This window comes from Actinoplanes sp. GCM10030250, from assembly GCF_042666575.1.
Lineage (GTDB): Bacteria > Actinomycetota > Actinomycetes > Mycobacteriales > Micromonosporaceae > Actinoplanes.
This window is the reverse complement of record NZ_JBHTDO010000001.1, coordinates 521,915-543,352: the sequence shown is the minus strand read 5'-3', so window position 1 is coordinate 543,352 and position 21,438 is coordinate 521,915. Positions and strand designations below refer to the sequence as shown.

Sequence of the window (21,438 nt, the reverse complement as noted above, 5' to 3'; positions counted from 1 at the left end):
TGATCGGGAATCGTCGGACCATCAGTTACGAGATGGGAGACGTACCGATGGGACTCGTGTTCCGCAGCCGCAAGAAGTTCGGCCCCCTCATCCTGAACTTCACCGAGAACGGCTACTCGTCCTGGACCTTCAAGATCGGCCGTTGGTCGTGGAACTCCAAGACCCGCGCCCACCGCTACGACCTGCCGGGTCCGATCTCGTGGAAGCAGGACAAGTCCCGCTCATAGGCTGATTTCGACATCGCCGCCCAGCCGTCCGTGTTCCGGCCGCCGGGTGACCGCGCCGGAATCGACGAGCGTGTGCAGGACCCGGGTGGCGTCCGCCGCCCGGTAGACGGTTCGGGTCAGCGCGAACGTGCGCAGTTGCGTCACGGTCGCGCTGCCGACCTCGGCCAGGTGGGCCAGCAGTTCGCGGCGCAGCGGGCCCGGGTGCGGGCGCAGCGAGATGTCGATCAGGTGCTGTTCGGGATCGGCTGGATCGCGTAGGCGTACCCCGGCGAATTCGTCGACCGCCCAGAGCGCCTCCTTGAAACTCTCCAGACTCTTGGCCGAGGTGGTGGCGAAGGCCACCACCTCGCCGGGCTCCGGCCCGGCAGCCAATTCCGCGGCCGTGACCAGCGAGAATCCGGCATCGCGGTAGGGCTCGAGCGACGTCGCCGGCGGCAGCACCAACAGCGCCTCCGCCGGCTTGCCCCCGGCCAGAGCCGCCAGCGTGGGCACGGCAGGCGGTTCGCCGGCGGCCGTCGCATCAAGAAACGCCAGCAGCGGTACGCCTGGAGCACCCGCCGCTCGCAATGCCACCGGAAGCCGCTCCTCCGTCCCGCCGCCCACGGGAAGCACCGCCAGCCCCGCCGCCGTCCCGGCCTCCCGCTGCGCCTCGGTGAGCCGTCCGGTGATCGCGGTGACGTCAGCGCCGAGCGCCACCATGGACAGTTCCCGGCCCCGGGACAGGTCCGGCAGGTCTGCCAGCACCCGCACCGCGGCCTCCACCGCCTCGCCGCCGTCATCGTCCGCATAGCCGTGCACGTAGGTCGCCCGGCGTGCGCGATGCAGCGCGCCGGCCGCCCAGGCCTGCAGATGGCGGACCAGCAACTCGCGTTTGACCGTGGCTATCGGGGACATACCGAAGTTCTACCCTGTCCACTTCGTCACGGGAAACTTGTACCTAGGGTATCCGGCCGAGCACTATGAGATACATGGCTCCTCCGCTCGCTGAACTCACCGCGCAGGCACAGACGTTGACGTCGTCCGGCGATCTCGTGGGCGCACGAGCCGTTCTCGACGACGTCCTGCGTACCGCCGACTCTGATCCTCGCCGTGCCACCGCCGACCTCGCCATCGCCGCGGCCCTGCACGCCAGGGTCCTCATCGCACTCGGCGACCCGGAGTCCGCCCGGCTCTGGGCCGCTTTCGCGCACGCCGCCGAGGAACGCCTGCACGGCCCGCGCGACGAGCGCACCATCGCCGCCGCGGCCACCCACGCGGCGGTCCTCCAGCAGATCGGCCAGCCCGGCCGGGCGGCGACGGTCTATCACGGCCTGGTCGCCGAACTGGCGCGGGTGGACGGACCGGACTCGCCCCGGGTGCTGGCCGCCGACGCCGACCTGGCCACCGCCGAACACGCCGCCGGTCAGTGCGCCACGGCCAGGGCGCGGCTGTCGCGCGCCTGGAGACACCACCGGGATGTGTACGGCGACGGCTCCCCGGCCGGCATCAAGATGCTCGCCCGGCTCGGCGCGATGGAGCGGGAGTGCGGCCGTGACACCGAGGCCCGCGAGCACCTGGCCCTGGCACAGGAGCTGAGCTCCCGGCACCTGCCCCCGGACCATCCCCTGGCCCGGCAGGCGGCCGCACTGGCCGCCGGCAAGGCGTCCGGCCGACATACCTGCGGCAGCACGGAACAGAGCGGAGGCAGGCCGTTCCGCCCGTTCCCCCGCCGGCCCACCGTCCCGGACCCCGGGCTCGCCCGCCCCTCTCCATTCCCGGCGGAGGCACCGGGCCAGCCTCCGCCGGACGATCGGCCCACCGACCCGAACGGCACCGTCTACCCGGGCGATCCCGTCGATCCGGGCGATCCCGTCTACCCCGGGGATCCCGTCTACCCGGGCGATCCCGTTGTCGACTCGGGCATGCCGCCGCCCGACAACCGGCCCACCGACCCGAACGGCACCGTCTACCAGCAGCCGCTCTATCTGAGCGACGTCCATCGGCTGCCCGGTGACCTGACCGGCAGGCACGCGCGGGCGGACACCCCGCCGCCTCTGCCCGGCAACCGTGCGCCCGACTACGGGTCCGAGCCGATCGGCACCGCACGGGCCAGCACGCTCACCGACCCGCCCAACTCGCGCCGGCTGCCCGTCCGGACCGAACAGCCGGAGAAGCGGCGCGGCACCAACCCGGTGCTGCTCGCCGTCGTGCTCGCGGCCGGGGTCGCCGCGGCGGCCGCCGTGGTCATCCTGACGCTGCCGGACGCCGACGGCGCGACCGGCTCGCAGCCCGCCGCCCCCGGGCCACCGTCCGCGGCCGCCACCGCGTCACCCACCGCCGCGTCGCCCACCGCGACCGGAGCTCCCGGTGCACCGCAGAACGTCCGGCTCCGCGACAACGGTGGCAACGTCACCCTCCAATGGGTGTACCCGCGGGGTGCCGACGGTCCGGTGCTGATCTCCGGCGGGCGCACCGGGCAGGAGCCCCGCAAGTTCCAGGAGCTGCCCGGCGGCGCCTCCGACTTCGTGGTCTACAGCCTCAACGAACAGCTGAACTACTGCTTCACCGTGGCGGTGGAGTATTCGGCCGATCGGGTGGCGGCCTCAGCTCCGGTCTGCACCAGCCGATGAAGGCGGATGCAACGGCGTGGCAACCCGGTGCGACCCGCCCCGCCATCGACGAGCCGCACGCTGAATCGTCACGGCGACTACAGGAAGTAGGGACAGTGACGACCGAGACGGCGAGCTGCCTCCCCACCGGACTGCGCCGGGAGTACGACGCGGTCGAATCCGCGATCGCGGAACTCGAGGAGCGTCCCCAGTCCCAGTTCCGTTCGCTGCTCACGCCGGCGGTCGAGCTGGGGCAGCGAGCCGAGGAGCTGGGCGCGGCCGAGCTGGTCCAGCGGACTGTCCTGCTGCGCGCCGGTGCTCTGCTGCGGGACGGGCGTACCGGTGAAGGCGGTCAGCTCGCACTCCAGGTGCGGGCGTGGGCCGAGGAGAACCACGCGCCGTACCTGCTGTCGCGCGCCCACCGTGAGCTCTCGACCTTCTACCGCGCGATCGGTGACTTCTCGGACGCACTCACCCACGCGGTGCAGAGTGTCGCCATGCTGCCCGACGACGTCGCACCGACGCTGCGGGCCCGGCACCTGATGACGCTGTCGGTGGCGCTGGAGGAGGGCGGCTCACCGATGGACGGCGAGCAGCGCGCCCAGGAGGCCCTGGCCCTGGCCGCGACCGCCGGTGACGACGAGCTGATCGTGCAGGTGCTCAACAACCTGGCTTACAGCGCGTTCGAGCTGGACGACGAACCGGCCGCCCGGCACCTGGTCGAGCAGATGCGTGAGATCTACGCACGGAGCGGCACACCGTTCGGCGCCAACCAGCTGGACACCATGGCCCGGGTCGAGATGATGAGCGACCGGTACGCCGCCGTCGAGGAGATCCTCGCCCCCGTGCTGGACGACCGGATCGCCGCCTTCGAGGGCGACGCCGTGGCCGTGTGCCTGCTCACCCTCGCCCTGGCCCGCCGCCTCGACGGCCGGTTCGACGACGCCCAGACGGCCCTGGACAGGTGCCGGCAGGTGTCCGCGGAGCGCGAACTGGCCGCGATCGGTGCGCAGGCCCGCGAGGAGCAGGCCGCCCTGTACGCGGCCACGGGACGCTTCGCCGAGGCGTACGAGGAGCACCGCGCCTTCCACGCCGCCGCGACCGCACAGCACTCGGCCCAGCGCGACGCCCGCGCCCGGGCCCTGCAGGCCGTCCTCGACGCGACCGAGGCCCGCCGGGACAGCGAGCACTTCCGCGAGATGGCCCACCGTGACGCGCTGACCGGCCTCTACAACCGCCGATACGTCAACGAGCGGGTGCCCGCCCTGCTGCTGGAGTCCGAGTCGAACCGCCGGCCGCTCTCCGTCGCGATCCTCGACCTGGACCACTTCAAGCGGATCAACGACACGTTCTCGCACTCCACCGGCGACACCGTGCTCCAGCACATCGCCGAGCTCCTCGAGGAGGCCGCGTCCGGCCCGGCGATCGCGGCCCGGATGGGCGGCGAGGAGTTCCTGCTGATCTATCCCGGACTCGACGCCCGGGAGGCGGCCATCCGCTGCGAACGGCTCCGGCTGCGGATCCGCGCACACGGCTGGGAGCCGATCACGGGCACGCTGGCGGTGACCGCCAGCATCGGCATCACCAGCACCAGCCCGGACGGGGGCGGCTCGTTCACGGCGCTGCTGGCCCAGGCCGACCGCAACCTCTACGCCGCCAAACGCAGCGGCCGCGACCGCGTGATCGCCGACCTGACTCTCTGAGCCTCCCTCACTCCCCCACCGGGCGGCCTCACCCGTCGGCTCGGGTCCCTCGGACCGGCCCCGCCCGCTGGCTCGCATCCCCCGGGTCGGCCCGGCTCACTCGCCTACCGGGCCACCGGCGAGTTCGGCGACGATGTCGAGGTGGCCGAGGTGGCGGGCGTACTCCTGGATCAGGTGGAAGCAGATGCGCTCGAGCGGCGGGGGTTCCGCGCCGTCCCAGCGCGGGCCGGGCTTGCCGATCGCGGCGAGGTCGGTGCTGGTGAGCACGGCGGCGGTGTGAGCGCCCTGAGCCCGTAGCGCTCCGGCCAGCTCGGGCAGCGTCTCCTCGGGTGCGACATACCAGCGGTCGTCGCGCCGGTCGGCCCAGGGGTCGTCGACGGGTTTGCCCTGGAAGCCCCATTCGATCCAGCGGAGCTCGACCCAGCGTAGGTGCTTGACCAGCTCCAGCGGGGTCCACCCGGAGGCCAGGCGGCTGGATCGCAGCTCTTCCTCGGGTAGTCCGGACACCTTCGCGAGAAGGGTCTCCCGGAAGAAGTCCAGGTACTTCACGACGACCTCGGCCCGATCAGCAGCGGGCACCATCGGCGACGGAAACTCCAGTGTCATCCCGCGAGTATGTGCCGCTGCCGGCCCGCCCGCGGTCCCGCCGAACAGCCTTAAAGGTCTAGATCCACCCGAACCGGATAGTGATCGGAGGCGTGGGCGGTGAGGTCGTCGCGGATCACCTCGAGGTTGTGGGCGTGGGGAGCGACGGCGCGGCCGGCGAAGACGTAGTCCAGGCGGGTGGAAGCGAACTCCTTGCCGCGCAGGCCTTCGGTGGGGACGGTGCGCAAGTCGCCTGAGCCGGCCGTGCGGGAGAGGTCCGTCAGCCCCGCGGCTTCCAGGGCGGCGATGGCGCGCGTGTCGGTGCTGCCGTCCCCGCGCAGGTGGCGGCGCCGGTAGAGGGAGGGCAGAGCGGCCAGTGACTCGGCGTGGTCGGTGTGCGGGTCGAGGCCGTTGAGGTCGCCGGCCAGCAGGAGGTGGTCGCCGGCGTAACGGGCGGCGAGCCAGCGTGCCTCGCGCATCCGGCGGTGGGGGTTGTGCGGGTTGAGGTGTGTGCTGACCACGGTGAGCGGCCCGGTGCGGACGACCGCCGCGGCGTGGTGGAGGCGCCAGGTGACGCTGGAGCGGGCGTCGATGCGCAGTGGCGGGCGGAGAAAGACGGCGACGGGCTGGCCGAAGCCGGAGCGGGCCAGGTGGGGGGTCATGCCTACGGCGGCGGCGAAGTTCTCCAGGCGGCTGTTCTCCCGGCGGGGATTGAAGCCGCGGAGTTCCTGGAGGGTGAGAATGTCGGGGCGCTGCTCGTTGATCACTTCGATGATCGAGGGCAGTCGGTCGCCGCCGCCGTTGAGAATGTTCCAGGTCATGAACCGCAAAGTCACGAGATGCTCTCCAGCTTGCGCGGGGATCCGGCGACCTCGGCTGCCTCGGCGGCGGCTTCGGAGGCGGTCTCGGCATGGGCGTTGGGGCGGACCGTGAACCACAGGACGGTGATCCAGGTGGCGGTGAGCAGGGCGGCGCCCATCATGTCGGTGGGGTGGTGCATGCCGCGGTACATCCGGGACAGTGCCACACCGAGCGGCATCAGGACCGCCAGGGCCGGGAAGATCCAGCGCCACGGCTGGCGGATGCGGGCCATCGTGATGATCGCGATGGCGGCCCACAGGCACATGGTCGCGGCGATGTGCCCGGAGGGGAACGACGACGTCGGCATCTGGCCGTCCAGCTGCTCGACCGGCGGGCGGGGGCGGCCCACAGCGGCGGCGGCGCAGAGGAACAGGGTCAGCTCACCGACCATGGTCAGGGCGAGGAACAGGACCGGGCGCCACTGCCGCCAGAACGCCAGCGCGAGCGAGCAGAAGATCAGCGAGACGGCGAGGATGGTGTGGGTGTCGCCCGCTTTGCTCCAGAAGTGGCTCAGGTCGTCCAGGCCGGGGGTGCGGAAGGACTGCAGCCACTCCACGACAGCCACGTCGAAGCCGGGGGTCCAGCGCTTGACGGTGTATCCGACGACGTAGAGCAGGCCGAACACGAAGACCCAGCCGACCAGGATCTCGGCGGCCTTGGCCCACGGGTGCGGCAGCACGGCGGGCTCAGCGGGTGCGATCCGCAGGTCCGGGCCGGACTCGGGCTCGAGGCCGTCGGTGAGCGGCGGGGTGGGACGGCCCGCTTCGCGGCGCCAGATGCGGAAGGCGTACGCCGTGACGCTGATCCACGCCAGGCCCAGCAGCCAGCCGCCCAGCACGTCGGAGACGAAGTGCACGCCCAGCGCGATCCGGGTGAACCCGATCGCCGCCACCAGAACCGCGAGGGCACCGATGAACACCGGCCGCCACGAGCGCCGGATCGCGGCCAGGAAGACCAGCACGATCATCCCGTAGACGACCATCGAGCCGAGCGCGTGCCCGCTCGGGAAGCTGTTACCGGGCGCCTGCGCGACCGGCACCTCGACCACCGGGCGCAGCCGGCCGATCAGCGCCTTCAGCGACGGGTCCAGCAGCATCGCACCGGCGCCGGTGACGATCATGTAGATCGCCGGGCGCGGGCGGCGGCGGATCAGCAGCAGCGCGGTGAGCAGCACGACGAGCGGGATCAGGAAGCCACGCCCGCCGAACGACGAGATCTGCTGCAGCACGGCGACCACGGTGTCCGAGCCGGACGCCCAGCGGTTGAGGCTGTCCGCCACGGAGCGGTCCAGGTCCTGCAGCGGGCTCCAGTGGAAGCGGACGAGCAGCAGGAGCACGCCGAACGCGAGGCCGAACAGGGCCACCACGATCAGGCCGAGCACGCTGCGTTCGGCGAAGTGGCGTACCGGCGCCCAGCCGGTCCGTTCCACCACACTGTTGTCTTCGGTCACGTGACGCTCCCAAGTGGTCGGGGGGTGCGCCGTTCTTACCCGGACGGCTCCGCCGGTACACCGGGGTCACGCTGAGCGGGGATTTCCGATGCCGGGAACTCCTGGGCGGGGGTTTCCGGCGCCGGTTCCCAGTGGTCCTCCTTGGCCGGTGGCGCACCGACCCGGCGGGCCTCGAGCTGCGCGGCGAAGGCGAGCCCCAGGAAGAGCGCGATGCCGGTGAGGTTGGCCCAGAGCAGCAACGCCATGATCGCGGTGAGCGGGCCGTAGGTGGCGCCGAAGCTGTCGCTGACCCGGACGTACCCGGCCAGCAGCAGGCTGGCGAGCCACCACAGCACTGTCGACATCACCGCACCGAAAAGCAGCCAGGACAGGGCCGGTTGCCGGCGCCGTACCGAGTAGCGGAAGAGCAGGCCGACCGCGAAGACGATCAGGAGCAGGCTGAGCGGCCAGCGGACCACGTCCCACCCCACCCGGATCCAGTTGTCCAGGTGCCACTGGCGTTGCGCCGAGTCGCCCGCCGTACGGCCCGCGACCAGCAGCAGGAACCCGAAGAGCGCGGGCAGCCCGGCGATCAGCGCGAGAATGGCGGCGCGTACGTACTTCTGCAGGGCGGGCCGGTCGCGCTCCACGCCGTAGATCCGGTTGGCGCCCCGCTCGATCTGCGCCATCGCGGTGGTGAGCGCGAACAGGCCGGTGATCATACCGAGGGCGAGGGCCAGTTCACCGGCCTCCTCGGTACGGTCGTCGTCCACCAGCAGCTCCCGTACCAGGGGCTCGCTGTCACCGGGTGTCAGCGCGATCACCGTGTCCGCGACGATCTGACCGCCGGACTCGGCACCCAGGTCGGTGGCGAGACCGGAGAGCGCGATGAGGAACGGCACGATCGCGAGGCACAGCTGGAGCGCGAAGGCCCGGGCGTGGCTGAAGCCGTCGCCGTACCGGAAGCGGATGAAGGCGTCGTGGAGCAGCGGCCAGCGGCCGTAGTGCCGCAGCGCCAGAAAGGCGTCGTCCGCCGAGAGGGTGTCCCCCGGCATCATGACGGTCTCGGGGACGGGTTCGGTACTACTCACTCAGCTTCTCCGCGCGCTCGGCCACCGCGTCGACGTCGTGCTTCAGGTCGGGGTCAGTATCCGGCTGCGGTACGCAGAGCAGCAGCGCCCGCGGCCGGACATGGATCTTCATCGCCTTACCGGGCGCGATCAGGTCACCGTCGAGCTGCCGCGCCTGCGCCCGGTTGCTGTAGATCTCCACGCGCTCGGCGGTGTACGTCTCCATCAGCGGGATCCGGTCCTGCTTGCGCAGCACCGCCCAGGCCAGCTGCGCCCAGTGGGCCAGGTTCGCCGGGCTGAGGATCGCCACGTTCAGCCGCCCGTCGTCCGGCTCGGCCTTGCTGAGCAGCCGCACCCCGCCCTGGAGCCGGCCGACGTTGCCGACGATCACCGCGCGCGGCCGGCGGGGCATCGGCGGGCCGCCGTCCAGCCGGATCCGGGCCCGCATCGGGCGGTCCAGCAGGTTCTTCGCGGCGCCACCGACGTAGGCCAGCCAGCCGATCCGCTTCTTCGCCGTCTCGGAGGTGTCCTCCAGCATCTTCGCGTCGAAGCCCATCCCGGCCATCACCACGAAACACCGGTCCTCGATCACGCCGACGTCGATCCGCCGCCGCCCGCCGTCGAGGGCCACCTGCAGGCCGGTCGCCGGGTCGGTGCCCAGGCCCAGGTTGGCGGCGAGCAGGTTGCCGGTGCCGGCGGGCAGGACGGCCAGCGCCACGTCCGAGCCGGCCAGCGCGGTCACCACCGAGGTGACCGTACCGTCGCCGCCGCACGCGAAGACCAGCTCGGCGCCGTCGTCCATGGCCGCTTTGGCCTGGCCACGGCCCGGATCCTCCGGGGTGGTCTCATACCACCGCGGCTCCGGCCAGCCGACCTTGGCGAGCCCCTCGGCGACGACCTGCCGGAGCTGATCAAGATCGGGCACCTTTGTGGGGTTCACCACGACGGCAGAGCGAGGTCCTGTCACCGGCTCAGTGTGCCGGAGCCGCGTCGGCTGGGCGACCCGAGAATCCTTCGAGGTTGCGTTGGGCACACTGCAGAGGTGACTGAACTGACGTACCCCGAAGTCGGGCTGACCCGGACCGGCGCGCTCCCGGCGGGCTACCGCCACCTCCGCTACCGCACTCGCGTCGGCACCGGCCGGGCGGTCCTCGCCCGAGCCGGTGAGGCGATTCTCACGTTCCGGATGCACCGGGCCACCGGCGCGCGGATCACCACCGATGCCCCTCGCGCCACGCCCGGCACGCGGGTGACCGTCGGGCTCGGGCCGTTGCGCGCACCCTGCGAGGTGGTCTGGACGGTCCAGGACGAGGATCAGATCGGTTTCGGGTACGGGACACGGCACGGCCACCCGGCGATCGGCGAGGAGGCGTTCCTGGTCGAACGCGACGAGAACGACACCGTGTGGTTCTCGGTCACTGCGTTCAGCCGGCCCGCCGGAACCCTGATGCGGCTCGGCGGCCCCGTCGCGGTGCTCTTCCAGCACCTCTACGCACGTCTCTGCGGCCGTGCGGTCCGCCGGCTCGGTACCGTGGCCCGGTGAGCACGACATCGGCCGGCTCGGCATCGGCCACCTCGGCATCGGCCACCTGGTGGGGCCACAGCACGATCTCCATCGTCGACTCCGGCGTCACGCTGCTCACCGACCCGCTGCTCACCGGGCGCCTGGCACACCTGCGCCGGATGGCGGGCCCGATTCCGCGGCTCACCGGTGCGCCCGACGCCGTCCTGCTGTCGCACCTGCACGCCGATCACTTCCACGTGGCCTCGGTCCGGGCGGTGCCGGGTGAGCCGCTGCTGGTCATGCCGCGCGGTGCGCGGTCATTCGCGGTCAAAGCACTGGGCCGGTCGGTGGCCGGGCGCTGCGTGGAGCTCGCGCCGGGTGAGGAGACCACGATCTCTGGGGTACGGGTACTCGCCGTTCCCGCGGCACACGACGGCGCCCGGGGCCCGTGGTCGCGGGAGCGCGCGCTCGCCATCGGGTTCGTGGTGGAGGGCTCCTGCCGTACCTGGTTCGCGGGCGACACCGGCCTCTACGACGAGATGGCCGACCTCGGTCCGCTCGACCTCGCGCTGATCCCGGTCGGTGGCTGGGGGCCCACGCTCAAGGCGCACGGCCACCTCGACCCGGAGGCCGGGGCGGAGGCGCTGCGGCGGGTGAAGTCGACGTGGGCGGTGCCGGTGCACTACGGCACGCTGTGGCCGATCGGTCTGGGGCGGGTCCGGCCGTACATGTTCTCCGAACCGGGGAACCAGTTCGCCGAGCACGCCGCGCGGGTCTCGCCGGACACCCGGGTCCGGGTGCTGACCCACGGTGAGACCCTCGCCCTGGAGCCGCCGGCGTGATCGACGAGCTGGCCACCCTCGGTTGGCTCCTTCTGATCGTCGCGTTCGGCGCCATCGTGCCGATCGTGCCGACCGGAGCGGCGGTCAGCGGGACGGCCGCCCTGGTCTTCCACGAGCGCCCGTTCACCATCGGGCTGGTGATCGCGGCGGGTGCGCTCGGCGCCTACGCCGGCGACCTCGTGATGTACGCGATGTGCCGGTTCGGCGGCGTGCAACTGGCCCGGCGGCTGCGCTGGCTGCGCGACGAGGAGCACCTCACCTCGGTCAAGGAGCGGCTGAAGGCGAGACAGGTCCCGGTGCTGCTGGTGTCCCGGCTGATCCCGGGCGGGCGGGTGCCGGTGCTGCTGGCGGCCGCGTTCGCCGGCATACCCTGGCGCACCTTCGTGGTCGCCAACGCGCCGGCCTGCGCGCTCTGGTCCGCCGTCTACGCCGCGATCGGACTCGCCGGCGGCTCGATCTTCCCGGAGCCGTGGCAGGGCGTGGTGGCCGCGATCGTCCTTATCCTCCTGGTCAACCAGGCGATCACCTGGTGGAACAAGTGGCGGGACATCACTAGTACTTCAAGTGCGTCCGGGTGAGCTTGGCGACCTTCTGCACGACGCCGATGCCGCCGTCCATCGTCGGGTTGGTGTGCGAGAGCACCGCGATCGACACGTCCACGTTCTCGCCGGTGATCCGGCCCACCGTGTTGATGATCCAGAGGTTGTTCTCGGTCGAGCGCTGGAGCCAGCCGTTCTTCACGGTGGCGGTCTCCCCGGTCTTGGCGGCGGCCGGAACACCCCAGTCCTGATCCGGGGCGACAGAGCCCATCAGCTTGTCCGCATAGGCCCGGGAGGCCTCGCTCAGCTCGCTCTTGTCGTCGGCCAGCTCGCTGAGCAGCTGAACCTGGTCCTTCACGGTGGTCCGGGTGAGGCCCCAGGCGCTGTTCACCTTCGTCTGGGTGAGCCCGAGCCGCTTGTTGCAGGCGCCGATCGCGCTCGCCCGGCCGAGCAGGTTGAACAGAGCGGTGGTGGAGGCGTTGTCGCTGAACCGAATCATCTTGTCGGCCAGCGCCTTCTCGTTCGCGGTGAGCTTGCGGTCGTCGTCCTGGGCGGTCAGCAGCAGACACGCCAGGATCTGGACCTTCACCACGCTCGCCGTCTCGTAACGCTCGTCGCCGCGGTACGCATACGTCTTGCCGGTCTTGCGGTCCAGCACCGCGACCGAGAACTCGGGCTGGGTCGCCGCATACTTCTTCAGCGCCGAGTCGAGAGCCTTGACCCGCTTGACGCGCTCCCGCTCCGCCAGCTCCTCCGGGGTGGGCCCGGTCGGTGTCGGTGAGGCCTTTGGAGCGCTTTGCGAGGATCCGGACACGGGGACCCTGGTTCCGGTGGCGCCATCGGCGGCCACTCCCCGGACCACCAGGAAAGAACCCCCAAGGATACCCACGGCGGCAATCGTCAGGACGAGATTCCGGGAACGGCGCACCCATGCATACTGCCGTGTTAAAGGCCGTTGTTGGTGCCCGGGATGCTGTGGATTGCCAACTTTCGACCGAGGGCTGTGGTATGGGCACCGTGCGTCACCGAACTTCGGGTGCGGAGACAGCGCATCATGGAGGCATGGCCTTCTTCGTGTCCCGCGCCGTCCAGCTCTCCCGCCTCGCCCTGGCCGCCCCGGCCGCGGCGATGGACCTCACCCGGGAGGCAGCCGGCCGGGTGATCGAGACGGCAGCCGCCGCGGCGACCGTACCGGTCCGTGCCGTGGGCCTGATCGGTCAGGCGGAACTCCTGCTCAACCGCGTCAACCTCGCCGTCGGCCAGGCCGAGGAACTGATCAAACGGGTCGCGGTGGTGGCGGCCTCGGCCGAGACCACGGTGGCCGAGGCGCGGGCCATCGCGACGGCGGCATCCCTCACGGTCGAGGAGGCCGGATCGATCTCGGCGGCCGCCGGCGACCTGGTCCGCCGCACATCGATCACCGCTGAAGCGGCCGGCGTGGTGGTCGGCGACGCCGGTTCGGCAATCTCGGAAGTGACGGCCATCACTACCGCGGCGAATCAGGCCATCACGCAGATCTCCGCGATCACGACCTCCGCCTCGAGCGCGGTCAACGACATCTCCACCATCACGACCGCCGCCTCGGGAGCGGTCAACGAGATCTCGTCGATTGCTTCGCGGGCGTCCGGGACCATCTCCGAGGTGGGTGAGCTGACCGGCTCGGCCCGGGAGATCGTCACCACCGCGTCGTCGGTCGCCTCACGCGCCGACGCGGTGGTCGGCCGGGCGGACGCGGCGGCGACCGAGGCGACCGAGCTGCTCAACGGGTACGCGCCGACCCTCCGCTCGGCAGCCCCCCTCGCCGCCCGCTTCGTCAGCGAACTCACCCCGGACGAGGTGACCGCCGCGATCCGGATGGTCGACCAGCTGCCCGAACTCCAGCAGCACCTGATCAACGACGTGATGCCGCTGCTGAGCAAACTCGACCAGGTCGGCCCGGACCTCCACAAACTCCTCGAAGTGACCGAAGACCTCCACCTCGCCATCGCCGGCCTCCCCGGCCTCAAAATGCTCCGCCGCCGCGGCGAGGAACGCGTCAACGACTGACCCCGGCCCACGGCCCACCGCGCCGCGCGCCTCGCTCGCCCCGCCCGCCGCGCGCTCACCGCCACGCCACACTTACCGCCCGCCACGCTCACCGCCGCGCCACGCTCACCGCCGCGCCACGCTCACCGCCGCGCAGCGCTCACCGCCACGGCGGGCCGGGGGTCAGGCGGCGAGGATCATGCCTTTGAGTTCGTAGGAGGCGATGTCGGGGCGGAGGGTTACCCGGGGTTCCTGGATGAGGCGGAGGTTCGGCATCGCGAAGAGCTTGCTGAGGAAGATGTCGGTCTCCTGGATGGCGATGTAGGCGCCGGGGCAGCGGTGTGCCCCGTCCCCGAAGGACAGTCCGGGGTCGGCGACGCCGTCGGCCAGGGTGCGGCCGGGGCAGACGGCGGCCGGGTCGGCGCCGACCGCGCCGGTGTCGAGGTTGGCGGCGGCGACCTCCACGTCGACGCGGGCGCCGGTGGGGATGGTGAGGTCGCCGAGGCGTACGTCTGCGGTTGTCCAGCGCAGCAGATCGGCCACGACCGGCTCGAGTCGCAAAATCTCGTGCAGGACCGCGACGCGCTCCGCATCGCCGGCGGTCGTGTAGCGCTCGCGCAGGGTCTCGTCGGTGAGCAGATGCCAGGCGGCGACGGTGATGAATTCGCGCGTGGTGACCATTCCGGCGGCGGCGAAGGTCACGCACTCACCGAGGATCTCGGCGTTGGTGCAGCCCTCGTCGAGCAGGTGGGAGATCAGGTCGTCGCGGCGGGTGCGGCGGCGGGCGGCGATCGCCGGGCGTACGTCTCGCCAGAAGAAGGACAGCACGGTGAAGTTGTTCATCGCCTGCTGCCGTGCGGCTGCCAGACCGCGCGCGCCGGGGTCCGGTACCCGGAAGAACCGGTCGAGGCGGTGGGCCATGTCGCCGCGGCTGGAGGTCAGGCCGACCACCTCGGCGGCGACCGCCACCGCCAGCTGGAACGAGAGGCTGGACAGGTCCGCCGCACCGCGCCGCCGCAGCACCTCGCACTGCTCGTCGGCGAGGCGGTGCATCAGGTCCCGGTACGCGGACTCGACGCGCTTCGGGGTGAAGTACTTGGCGGTCTGCCGGCGGTGCTCCCGGTGTTCCGCGCCGTCGCGATAGAGCACTGGCAGGCGCAGCCGGTGCTGGAGGCGTAACGCGTTCTCGATGCCGAAGCCGGCCTGGCGGGTGTCGGTGTGCCGCAGGAACTGACGGGCGGTGGCGTAATCCCGGATGTGCCACACCCCTGCGGCGTCGACGTGTACGGGGCAGCCGGGCTCCCGGTCGCCGCGGTACACCTTGCGGCTGCTGTCGACAGAGGTCATTTCTCGATTGTGAAACATGTAGGAAACCCGTCCCCGGCGGGGCGCCGGGGACGGGCATCGATGAATCAAAGAGAACCGGGGGTGATCCTTAGAAGACGGACACGCCGTACGCGCTCAGCGCCTCGGTGACCGGCTGGAAGTAGGTCACGCCGCCGCTGGTGCAGTTGCCGCTGCCGCCCGAGGTCAGGCCGAGAGCGGTCGAACCGGAGTAGAGCGGGCCGCCGCTGTCGCCCGGCTGGGCGCAGACGGTGGTGCGGATGAGGCCGGAGACCGAGCCCTCGGCGTAGTTGACCGTGCTGTTCAGCGCGGTGACGCGGCCGGAGCGGGTGCCGGTGGTGGAGCCACGGCGGTAGACGGTGGAGTTGACGGCGGGGGTGCCGGCTCCGGTGATGTCGATCGAGCCGACGCCACCGGTCTTGGTGATCGTCGTGTTGGTGTAGCGGACGATGCCGTAGTCGTTGCCCGGGAAGCTGCTGCCGGACGTGGTGCCCAGGGTCGCCGAGCCGTTGTTCCAGCTGGAGGAACCGCGGGTGCAGTGGCCGGCGGTCAGGAAGTAGTTGGTGCCGGCGCTGTTGCGGACGTTGAAGCCGAGCGAGCAGCGGCCGCTGCCGGAGTAGATCGCGTCGCCACCGGAGATCTTGATGCTCATCTTGCCGGCGACGGTCTCGATGCGGGCCGTGTCACCGAGCTTGGCGACGGTGGCCTTGACGGCGGCGAGCTTGGCGCCGGTGACGGTCTCGTCGACGCTCACCACGACCTGGTTGCTGACCGGGTCGACGGCGAAGGCGGTGCCCGGCGTCTTGAGGTTGACCTTGAGCGACTCGTCGGCGGCGGCCAGAGTGGCACCGCTGCGGCTCACGTAGCGCGCGGTGGCGCCGGAGGCGCTCACCTCGGCGGCGGTGGCGGCGTCGGTCACGTTGACCACGAGCTTGCCGGAGGAGTCCAGATAGGAGCCGGCGTCGCGGGCGCCGAGACGGGAATCAAGCGAGGCGGCGAGGGCGGACGGTGCGAACGAGGCGTCGCCGGCAACCGGCGCGGCCGAGGCGGGTGAGGCGGCCAGGCCACTGCAGACGAGAATGCCGACTGCGAGGCCGACGATCGGTCGGCGAGCCTTCGGGTTGAGCACGGTTCCTCCCAGGGGGACGGGCGGGGTGGTACGCCGGTCCGGCGCACCCGTGCTCGTAGTATTCAAATGCTTCTATTGAACTGGCAAGGACCCGACTTGATCTACGTTTGCTGATCAACAGGGCGCTGAGGTGCGGGAACGGCCCTTGCATACCTTGGGCGTATTACTCGTTCGGGATGAATAGGCGATGACCGCCATTTGACCGGCGAACAGGCAAAACCGGCTGGCGACAGGCTGCCGCCAGCCGGCACGAAGCCAGACGGTACGAAGCCGCCGATATGACAGCCGGACACCCGGCCCCGTCCCTACTCGCCGGCGACGGAGATCGCGGCGTCGTCGGCGAGGCGGTAGCCCAGCCCGTACACCGTGGTGATCAGCTCAGGATCGTCCAGCTTGGTACGCAGGCGGCTCACATGCACGTCCACGGTCCGGTTGGTGGTGTGCCGGTGCCCCCAGACATGTGTCAGCAGCTGCACCCGGCTGAACACCTGGCGGGGGTGACGGGCCAGGAAGAGCAGCAGGTCGTACTCGAGGCGGCTGAGCTCCAGGAGGCGCTCCCCCCGGAAGGCCGTACGCGCACGCGGGTCCAGCCGGATCTCGTCGTCGGCACGCGGCTCGGCGATCGTGCCGAGTTCCACCGCCGCGGCCGGGCCGGCCGCGTCCACCAGTTCGCGCAGCGCCGCCAGCACCCGCTCCCGGCCGCTCGCGCCGCCCGCGATGCTGATCGTGACAGTCACCGGGGCGTCGGTGCCCGCTTCCGGCGGGGGCGGGTCGGGCACGGGGCGCAACCGGACCGGCCGGGGATACGTGGCGTGTGGATGCGCGACGGCGAGAGCGGACATGGCTTCTCCTCTTCGACGGTGTGCGCCGTGCGTTTGCGGAACGACGCAGAGCAAGGATACATTTCCTATCTGTTAGATAGGTATACCCGAGCCAGTGGCGGGCGTCATAACCGCGGCGGTGATAATTCCCCATCGGCCTACTAGGATATGGGAACACGTTGACCACCAGGCCAGCCAGGTAGGACGGTGGAGTCATGCAACGAAAGTCGCAGGATGACGCAAAATCCCATCATGCGGAAAGCCCGTCAAGGGAGACCTCGTGACCGTCAGCTCACTCGTGGACACTGACCTCTTCCGGACCCTGCTGCGCCGGCACGCCGCGGCGGTGGTCGTCATCACCGCGCCCGGCGAGCCGCCGGCCGGGTTCACCGCGACCTCGTTCACCTCGGTGTCACTGGCGCCGCCGATGGTGTCCTTCTGCCTGGCACACACCGCGTCGGCCTGGCCCGCCGTCTCCACCGCCGACGTCGTCGCCGTGCACGTGCTCACCGAGGAGCAGGAGCATGTCGCGCGTACCTTCTCGACGCGCGGGATCGACCGGTTCGCCGCACACGGTGACTGGGAGCGGGGACCCGGCGGCGTGCCGCTGCTGAACGGCGTCCTGGCCCGGCTGGTCTGCCGCGTGGTGCGCCGCGTCGAGGCCGGCGACCACACGATCGTGCTGGCCGCACCGGAGACCGGCGCCGTCCACGACGACCTGGCCGCCACACCGTTGGTCTACCACGACGGCTCCTACACGCACCTGCGCCGAGCCGCCTGAACAAATCGACCCACATGACACTCAAACAGGAGAGGACGACATGACGGGAATCGTGGTGGTGTCCGGCAATCCCCGCGCCGGCTCACGTACGTCAGCCCTGGCCGTTGCCGTCGGCGAGGCCATCGCCGCCCAGCTCGGCTCACCCGGACCGCGGGTCATCGAGGTCGGCGATCTGGGCGCCGGCCTGCTCACCCCCGGCGACGAGGCGACGAAGGACGCGGTCGCGGCTCTGACCGAGAGCCAGCTGCTGGTGATCGCCACACCGACGTACAAGGGCAGCTACACAGGCGTACTCAAAGTGCTGCTGGACCAGCTCCCGGCCAATGCCCTGGCCGGAAAGCTCGCGGTCCCGGTGGTGACCGCCGGTGTGGCGCCGCAGGCGGCCGCCGCGGAAGCCCTGCTGCGGCAACTGCTTGTCGAGCTCGGCGCGATCGCTGTCCGCCCCGGCCTGCCGGTGGTGGAGGCCGACCTCAGCGAGTCGGCGCAGACGGCGCAGAAGTACGCGGCCGGTCTCGACTGGTGAGAAGCGTGTCGAGACCGGCCGTCGCCGGGATCAGCCTTCGGTAGCGGGAGGGGTGACGGGGGCGGCCACCACCGGGATCACCACCTGGCGAGTGGCGGTCTGCGGCACGAAGTCGCTGAACTGCACCGTCACCGTGTAGGTGCCGGCCTGCGTCGCGGTACCCCGCAGGTAGCCGGTGGGCGAGAAGGAGAGACCCGGCGGCAGCGTGCCGCCGGCGATCCGCCACGAACCACGGCCGGTGGTGGTCCGGTTGAACTTGAAGACGTACGGGGTGCCCACGGTCACGGTGGTCGTCCGGGACGTCTTGATTCCCGGTGCCTTCGGCGGCGCGGCGATGTAGAGCAGCCGGTCGGGCGAACCGGCCCGGCTGGTGACCTTGCCCTTTGTCGAGTAGCCGACCAGCTTCTCGCGGACCTGGGCCGGGGTCAGGGCCGGCGCCGCGTCCAGCAGCAGCGCCGCGGCACCGGCCACGTGCGGTGCCGCCATCGAGGTGCCGCTGTACGCCGCCTTGGCCGTGTTCGACGTCGCGACCGAGGAGACGATGTCCACGCCCGGCGCGAAGATGTCGACGGCACTGCCGTAGTTCGAGAAGACCGCCCGCTTGTCCTTGCGGTCGGTGGCGGCCACGGTCACGGCGGCGGGCAGGCCGGCCGGGCTGCCCAGCGACGCGCTGGTGTTCTCGTTGCCGGCCGCCACCACGAACGTGATGCCCGAGTTGATCGCGTCCTGCACGGCGAACTCCATCGCCGGGCTGTAACCGCCGCCCAGGCTCATGTTCGCCACCGCCGGGTGGACCGCGTGCTCGGTGACCCAGTCGATGCCGTCGATCACGTCGGAGAGCGAACCCTCGCCGTCGCAGTTCAGCACCCGTACGGCAACCAGCTTCACCTTCTTCGCCACGCCGTACGTGCTGCCGCCGATCGTCCCCGCGACGTGCGTGCCGTGCCCGTTGCAGTCGGCCGCCGTGGTGTCGTTGCCGACGAAGTCGTAGCCGTACGTCGCGCGGCCGCCGAACTGCTGGTGTGTGGTCCGGATCCCGGTGTCGATCACGTACGCGTGGACGTTGTCCCCGTCGGCGGACGGCAGGTAGCTCTTCGACGGCGTGCGGCTGCGCTGATCCACCCGGTCCAGGCCCCACGTGGGGTTCTTCTGGGTGCCGGTGAGGCGTACGACCCGGTCCTGCTCGACGTGGCGGACCGACGGGTCGGCGGCGAGGCGCTGCGCCTGCGCGGCGGTCATCTCGGCGGCGAACCCGGGGAAGCGCGAGAAGTCGCGCACCACCCGTCCCTCACCGAGGCTGAGCGCCGAGACCCCGGACCTGCGCTCCTTCAGGGTGACGATGTACCGGCCGGTCAGGGCGCCGGGAAGGCCGGCTCCCTGGACAACGCCGGTGCCACCCGCCTGAGCAGCGACGGACGTGTCCGGCGCTGCCTGCGCGGCGACGGGGGCGGCCAGGCCGGCCGAGGCCGCCACCGCCGCGGTGAGAACGGTGCCGAGGGTCCACTTACGCATGCCGCCGTGATCGGCCGCCGCCACCCCGGGTTGAGAGATCAGGCCCGGTCAGCGGGAAGAACCAGGATCAGGCCCGGTGAGCGAGCAGCGCCAGGCGGACCCGGTTCGGGCTGCCGGTCTTGGTCATCAGGGCCGTGATGTGGGTTTTCACCGTCGTCACCCCGATGTGCATGCGCTCGGCTATCTCGTTGTTGCTCAGACCCTCACCCACAAGATCAAGAACTTCTTGCTCCCGTACGGTCAGATTGTCCATCCGGCGCGGAACCTCCGGCCGCGCGTCCACGGCGCGCCGAACCAGCCGGAGCAGCACCTCCTGACTGAACGGGCTCTCCCCCGACGCGGCCTGGCGGATCCCGTTCAGCAACTCGGCCGGCGGCGCGTCCTTCAGCAGGAAGCCGCACGCACCCGCCTGCAGCGCCGGATAGAGGTGGTCGTCGTCGCCGAACGTGGTCAGCACGAGCACCCGGGCGGCCGGGCGCTCGGCGACGATCCGGCTCGTCGCGGTGATCCCGTCGACGCCCGGCATGCGCAGGTCCATCACGATCACGTCGGGGACCAGCCGGGCGGCGAGCTCGATCCCGGCGCGGCCGTCGCCCACCTCGCCGACCACCTCCATCCCCGGCTCCGCGTCGCAGAGCATCCGCAACCCGGCCCGGATCAGCTGCTGGTCGTCGACGAGCAGTACCCGGATCACTCGGACTCCCCCGGAAGCATCGTGGCCACCCTCCAGCCCTTTCCGGCCGGCCCGGCGGTGAGCGCACCGCCGAGCACCTCCACCCGTTCGCGCATCCCGATCAGCCCGTGCCTGCCGCCGGGAGGCGCCTCCGGCCGGCCGCCGGGCGTCGCTTCCAGCCCACTGCCGGGCGTCGCTTCCAGCCCACTGCCGGGCGTCGCTTCCAGCCCACTGCCGGGCGTCATTTCCGGCCCACCGCTGAGGCCGCCGTCGTCCACGACCTCCCAGTCGACGTCGGCTCCGGTCACGGTGACGCGCAGCCGGGCGCGGGCGGAGACGCCGGCGTGCTTGGCGACGTTGGTCAGGGCCTCCTGGGTCAGGCGCAGCACGGCCAGACCGCGTACCGCGTCCAGGGCACCGACGGCCGGGTCGATCTCGGCCTCCACGATCACGCCGGCCGTACGGGCGGTCTCCACGGCACCGTCCAGGGCGGCGGGGAGGGCGGAGGGATCAATCGCGGTCAAGGACGCGTCACGCCGTACGGCATCCGGGTCTCGAAGCACGGCAACCAGCCGGCGCAGATCCGCCAGGGCCGAGGTACCCGTGCGATGGACGTCGTCGAAGACGTCGGCGACCTTCGGGTCGAGACCGGGAAGCACGTGCTGTGCCACACCCACCCGCAGCACCATCGAAGCCACATGGTGTGCGACCACGTCGTGCAGCTCCCGGGCGATCGCGCTACGCTCGCCGGCACGGGCCGCCCGGTGCTCGGACTCACGCCGGCGCTGCTCCTCGATCGCCCGCTGCTCCGCCTGAATGCTCAGCTCACGGGTGGTGCGCCCGACCGTGCCGATCAGCACCGGCACGCCGAGGCTGATGCAGAGGCCGACCAGCGCCTCGGTGATCCCGCCGCCGCCCCACGGAGCCTCGAAGATCAGGTAGACGGCGGCGACCAGACCGACCAGCCCCCACAGGTACCGCTGGCGCGGCGCCCAGAACGCCACCTCGCCGATCGCCCACGCGGTGCCCACCTGGTTGATCGTCGGGTCGTCGAGGACGGCGAGCGCCACCGCGAACAGCACGGTCTGCACCAGCAGGTTGATCGCCGGCCGCTGGTGCAGCAGCAGGCCCGCGGCGAACGCGGGCACGGCGAGGGCCCACTGCGGCCCGGTGGGCGGCGTCTGACCCTGACACATCACCAGCAGATAGGCGATTCCGCTCAGATCGAGCAGCAGCATCCGCGTGAACGTACTGCGCACATCGAACAGGCGGCCCATGCTGC

General features: G+C 71.3%; 22 protein-coding genes. 9 read left to right on the top strand and 13 right to left on the bottom strand.

Features of this window, described 5'->3' with window-relative positions:
• The first annotated feature begins 47 nt into the window (after window positions 1-47).
• Window positions 48-227: a DUF4236 domain-containing protein gene (locus ACFQV6_RS02425; protein ID WP_364233547.1), complete on the top strand. Its 180-nt coding sequence runs from the start codon at window positions 48-50 to the stop codon at window positions 225-227.
• Here ACFQV6_RS02425 and ACFQV6_RS02420 read toward each other — a convergent pair.
• Window positions 222-1,121 carry a hypothetical protein gene (locus ACFQV6_RS02420; RefSeq protein WP_378025610.1) on the bottom strand — a complete coding sequence of 300 codons (900 nt, stop codon included), beginning with the start codon at window positions 1,119-1,121 and terminating at the stop codon, window positions 222-224. The genes ACFQV6_RS02425 and ACFQV6_RS02420 overlap by 6 nt on opposite strands.
• A gap of 74 nt (window positions 1,122-1,195) precedes the next feature.
• Here ACFQV6_RS02420 and ACFQV6_RS02415 point away from each other — a divergent pair, with 74 nt between their 5' ends.
• Both ACFQV6_RS02415 and ACFQV6_RS02410 read left to right on the top strand, forming a co-directional pair.
• On the top strand, window positions 1,196-2,836 hold the full coding sequence (locus ACFQV6_RS02415; RefSeq protein WP_378025609.1) for a fibronectin type III domain-containing protein: 1,641 nt from the start codon (window positions 1,196-1,198) through the stop codon (window positions 2,834-2,836).
• Between the two features lie 95 nt (window positions 2,837-2,931).
• Window positions 2,932-4,518 (top strand): GGDEF domain-containing protein, encoded by a 1,587-nt coding sequence (locus tag ACFQV6_RS02410; protein WP_378025608.1) that lies wholly within the window; start codon window positions 2,932-2,934, stop codon window positions 4,516-4,518.
• A 96-nt stretch (window positions 4,519-4,614) separates the two neighbouring features.
• Here ACFQV6_RS02410 and ACFQV6_RS02405 read toward each other — a convergent pair whose 3' ends face one another.
• From ACFQV6_RS02405 to ACFQV6_RS02385, 5 genes are read right to left on the bottom strand one after another with little or no spacing between them, the layout of a single operon-like run.
• Window positions 4,615-5,124 (bottom strand): DinB family protein, encoded by a 510-nt coding sequence (locus ACFQV6_RS02405; protein ID WP_378025607.1) that lies wholly within the window; start codon window positions 5,122-5,124, stop codon window positions 4,615-4,617.
• A gap of 50 nt (window positions 5,125-5,174) precedes the next feature.
• Complete coding sequence (locus ACFQV6_RS02400) at window positions 5,175-5,924, bottom strand: endonuclease/exonuclease/phosphatase family protein (RefSeq protein ID WP_378025606.1); 750 nt, start codon at window positions 5,922-5,924, stop codon at window positions 5,175-5,177.
• A gap of 11 nt (window positions 5,925-5,935) precedes the next feature.
• Complete coding sequence (locus ACFQV6_RS02395) at window positions 5,936-7,414, bottom strand: phosphatase PAP2 family protein (RefSeq protein ID WP_378025605.1); 1,479 nt, start codon at window positions 7,412-7,414, stop codon at window positions 5,936-5,938.
• Window positions 7,415-7,449: 35 nt separating this feature from the next.
• Window positions 7,450-8,484 (bottom strand): YihY/virulence factor BrkB family protein, encoded by a 1,035-nt coding sequence (locus ACFQV6_RS02390; protein ID WP_378025604.1) that lies wholly within the window; start codon window positions 8,482-8,484, stop codon window positions 7,450-7,452.
• A complete protein-coding gene (locus ACFQV6_RS02385; protein WP_378025603.1) occupies window positions 8,477-9,430 on the bottom strand; it encodes a diacylglycerol/lipid kinase family protein in 954 nt (317 codons plus the stop codon). The genes ACFQV6_RS02390 and ACFQV6_RS02385 overlap by 8 nt, the downstream gene beginning before the upstream one ends.
• 75 nt (window positions 9,431-9,505) lie before the next feature.
• Here ACFQV6_RS02385 and ACFQV6_RS02380 point away from each other — a divergent pair, with 75 nt between their 5' ends.
• The 3 genes from ACFQV6_RS02380 to ACFQV6_RS02370 are packed head-to-tail and all read left to right on the top strand — an operon-like array spanning window position 9,506 to window position 11,387.
• Window positions 9,506-10,006, top strand: a complete 501-nt coding sequence (locus ACFQV6_RS02380) for a DUF1990 family protein (RefSeq protein ID WP_378025602.1) — start codon at window positions 9,506-9,508, stop codon at window positions 10,004-10,006.
• A complete protein-coding gene (locus ACFQV6_RS02375; RefSeq protein WP_378025601.1) occupies window positions 10,003-10,809 on the top strand; it encodes an MBL fold metallo-hydrolase in 807 nt (268 codons plus the stop codon). The genes ACFQV6_RS02380 and ACFQV6_RS02375 overlap by 4 nt, the downstream gene beginning before the upstream one ends.
• Window positions 10,806-11,387 (top strand): DedA family protein, encoded by a 582-nt coding sequence (locus tag ACFQV6_RS02370; RefSeq protein ID WP_378025600.1) that lies wholly within the window; start codon window positions 10,806-10,808, stop codon window positions 11,385-11,387. The genes ACFQV6_RS02375 and ACFQV6_RS02370 overlap by 4 nt, the downstream gene beginning before the upstream one ends.
• On the opposite strand, the gene ACFQV6_RS02365 is transcribed toward ACFQV6_RS02370, so the two are convergent.
• Window positions 11,362-12,237 (bottom strand): serine hydrolase, encoded by an 876-nt coding sequence (locus tag ACFQV6_RS02365; RefSeq protein WP_378025599.1) that lies wholly within the window; start codon window positions 12,235-12,237, stop codon window positions 11,362-11,364. The two genes, ACFQV6_RS02370 and ACFQV6_RS02365, sit on opposite strands and share 26 nt — an antisense overlap.
• A gap of 173 nt (window positions 12,238-12,410) precedes the next feature.
• Between ACFQV6_RS02365 and ACFQV6_RS02360 the strand changes: the two genes are divergently transcribed.
• Entirely contained in the window at window positions 12,411-13,394 is a 984-nt protein-coding gene (locus ACFQV6_RS02360; RefSeq protein WP_378025598.1) for a hypothetical protein, read from the top strand.
• Between the two features lie 162 nt (window positions 13,395-13,556).
• Here the strand turns inward: ACFQV6_RS02360 and ACFQV6_RS02355 are convergent, their stop codons facing one another.
• The 3 genes from ACFQV6_RS02355 to ACFQV6_RS02345 form a co-directional block, all read right to left on the bottom strand.
• Window positions 13,557-14,720: a cytochrome P450 gene (locus ACFQV6_RS02355; protein WP_378025597.1), complete on the bottom strand. Its 1,164-nt coding sequence runs from the start codon at window positions 14,718-14,720 to the stop codon at window positions 13,557-13,559.
• Between the two features lie 88 nt (window positions 14,721-14,808).
• On the bottom strand, window positions 14,809-15,846 hold the full coding sequence (locus ACFQV6_RS02350; RefSeq protein ID WP_378025596.1) for a S1 family peptidase: 1,038 nt from the start codon (window positions 15,844-15,846) through the stop codon (window positions 14,809-14,811).
• 305 nt (window positions 15,847-16,151) lie between these two features.
• Window positions 16,152-16,688 (bottom strand): winged helix-turn-helix domain-containing protein, encoded by a 537-nt coding sequence (locus tag ACFQV6_RS02345; protein ID WP_378025595.1) that lies wholly within the window; start codon window positions 16,686-16,688, stop codon window positions 16,152-16,154.
• A gap of 259 nt (window positions 16,689-16,947) precedes the next feature.
• Between ACFQV6_RS02345 and ACFQV6_RS02340 the strand changes: the two genes are divergently transcribed.
• Window positions 16,948-17,448, top strand: coding sequence for a flavin reductase family protein (locus ACFQV6_RS02340; protein WP_378025594.1), 501 nt, complete (start codon window positions 16,948-16,950; stop codon window positions 17,446-17,448).
• A gap of 40 nt (window positions 17,449-17,488) precedes the next feature.
• Window positions 17,489-17,971, top strand: coding sequence for an NADPH-dependent FMN reductase (locus tag ACFQV6_RS02335; protein ID WP_378025593.1), 483 nt, complete (start codon window positions 17,489-17,491; stop codon window positions 17,969-17,971).
• A gap of 30 nt (window positions 17,972-18,001) precedes the next feature.
• Here ACFQV6_RS02335 and ACFQV6_RS02330 read toward each other — a convergent pair whose 3' ends face one another.
• The 3 genes from ACFQV6_RS02330 to ACFQV6_RS02320 form a co-directional block, all read right to left on the bottom strand.
• Window positions 18,002-19,483 (bottom strand): S8 family peptidase, encoded by a 1,482-nt coding sequence (locus ACFQV6_RS02330; protein WP_378025592.1) that lies wholly within the window; start codon window positions 19,481-19,483, stop codon window positions 18,002-18,004.
• 67 nt (window positions 19,484-19,550) lie between these two features.
• A complete protein-coding gene (locus tag ACFQV6_RS02325; RefSeq protein WP_378025591.1) occupies window positions 19,551-20,177 on the bottom strand; it encodes a response regulator in 627 nt (208 codons plus the stop codon).
• Complete coding sequence (locus tag ACFQV6_RS02320) at window positions 20,174-21,433, bottom strand: sensor histidine kinase (RefSeq protein ID WP_378025590.1); 1,260 nt, start codon at window positions 21,431-21,433, stop codon at window positions 20,174-20,176. Before ACFQV6_RS02320 ends, ACFQV6_RS02325 begins: the two co-directional genes overlap by 4 nt.
• Window positions 21,434-21,438: the final 5 nt, after the last annotated feature.

What these genes read in the sequence shown, in the direction of transcription:
- ACFQV6_RS02400 (WP_378025606.1), bottom strand. Translation starts at nt 5,924, where the DNA reads ATGACCTGGAACATTCTCAACGGCGGCGGCGACCGACTGCCCTCGATC.
- ACFQV6_RS02355 (WP_378025597.1), bottom strand. Translation starts at nt 14,720, where the DNA reads ATGACCTCTGTCGACAGCAGCCGCAAGGTGTACCGCGGCGACCGGGAG.
- ACFQV6_RS02320 (WP_378025590.1), bottom strand. Translation starts at nt 21,433, where the DNA reads ATGGGCCGCCTGTTCGATGTGCGCAGTACGTTCACGCGGATGCTGCTG.
- ACFQV6_RS02345 (WP_378025595.1), bottom strand. Translation starts at nt 16,688, where the DNA reads ATGTCCGCTCTCGCCGTCGCGCATCCACACGCCACGTATCCCCGGCCG.
- ACFQV6_RS02425 (WP_364233547.1), top strand. Translation starts at nt 48, where the DNA reads ATGGGACTCGTGTTCCGCAGCCGCAAGAAGTTCGGCCCCCTCATCCTG.
- ACFQV6_RS02360 (WP_378025598.1), top strand. Translation starts at nt 12,411, where the DNA reads ATGGCCTTCTTCGTGTCCCGCGCCGTCCAGCTCTCCCGCCTCGCCCTG.
- ACFQV6_RS02330 (WP_378025592.1), bottom strand. Translation starts at nt 19,483, where the DNA reads ATGCGTAAGTGGACCCTCGGCACCGTTCTCACCGCGGCGGTGGCGGCC.
- ACFQV6_RS02335 (WP_378025593.1), top strand. Translation starts at nt 17,489, where the DNA reads ATGACGGGAATCGTGGTGGTGTCCGGCAATCCCCGCGCCGGCTCACGT.
- ACFQV6_RS02405 (WP_378025607.1), bottom strand. Translation starts at nt 5,124, where the DNA reads ATGACACTGGAGTTTCCGTCGCCGATGGTGCCCGCTGCTGATCGGGCC.
- ACFQV6_RS02420 (WP_378025610.1), bottom strand. Translation starts at nt 1,121, where the DNA reads ATGTCCCCGATAGCCACGGTCAAACGCGAGTTGCTGGTCCGCCATCTG.
- ACFQV6_RS02415 (WP_378025609.1), top strand. Translation starts at nt 1,196, where the DNA reads ATGGCTCCTCCGCTCGCTGAACTCACCGCGCAGGCACAGACGTTGACG.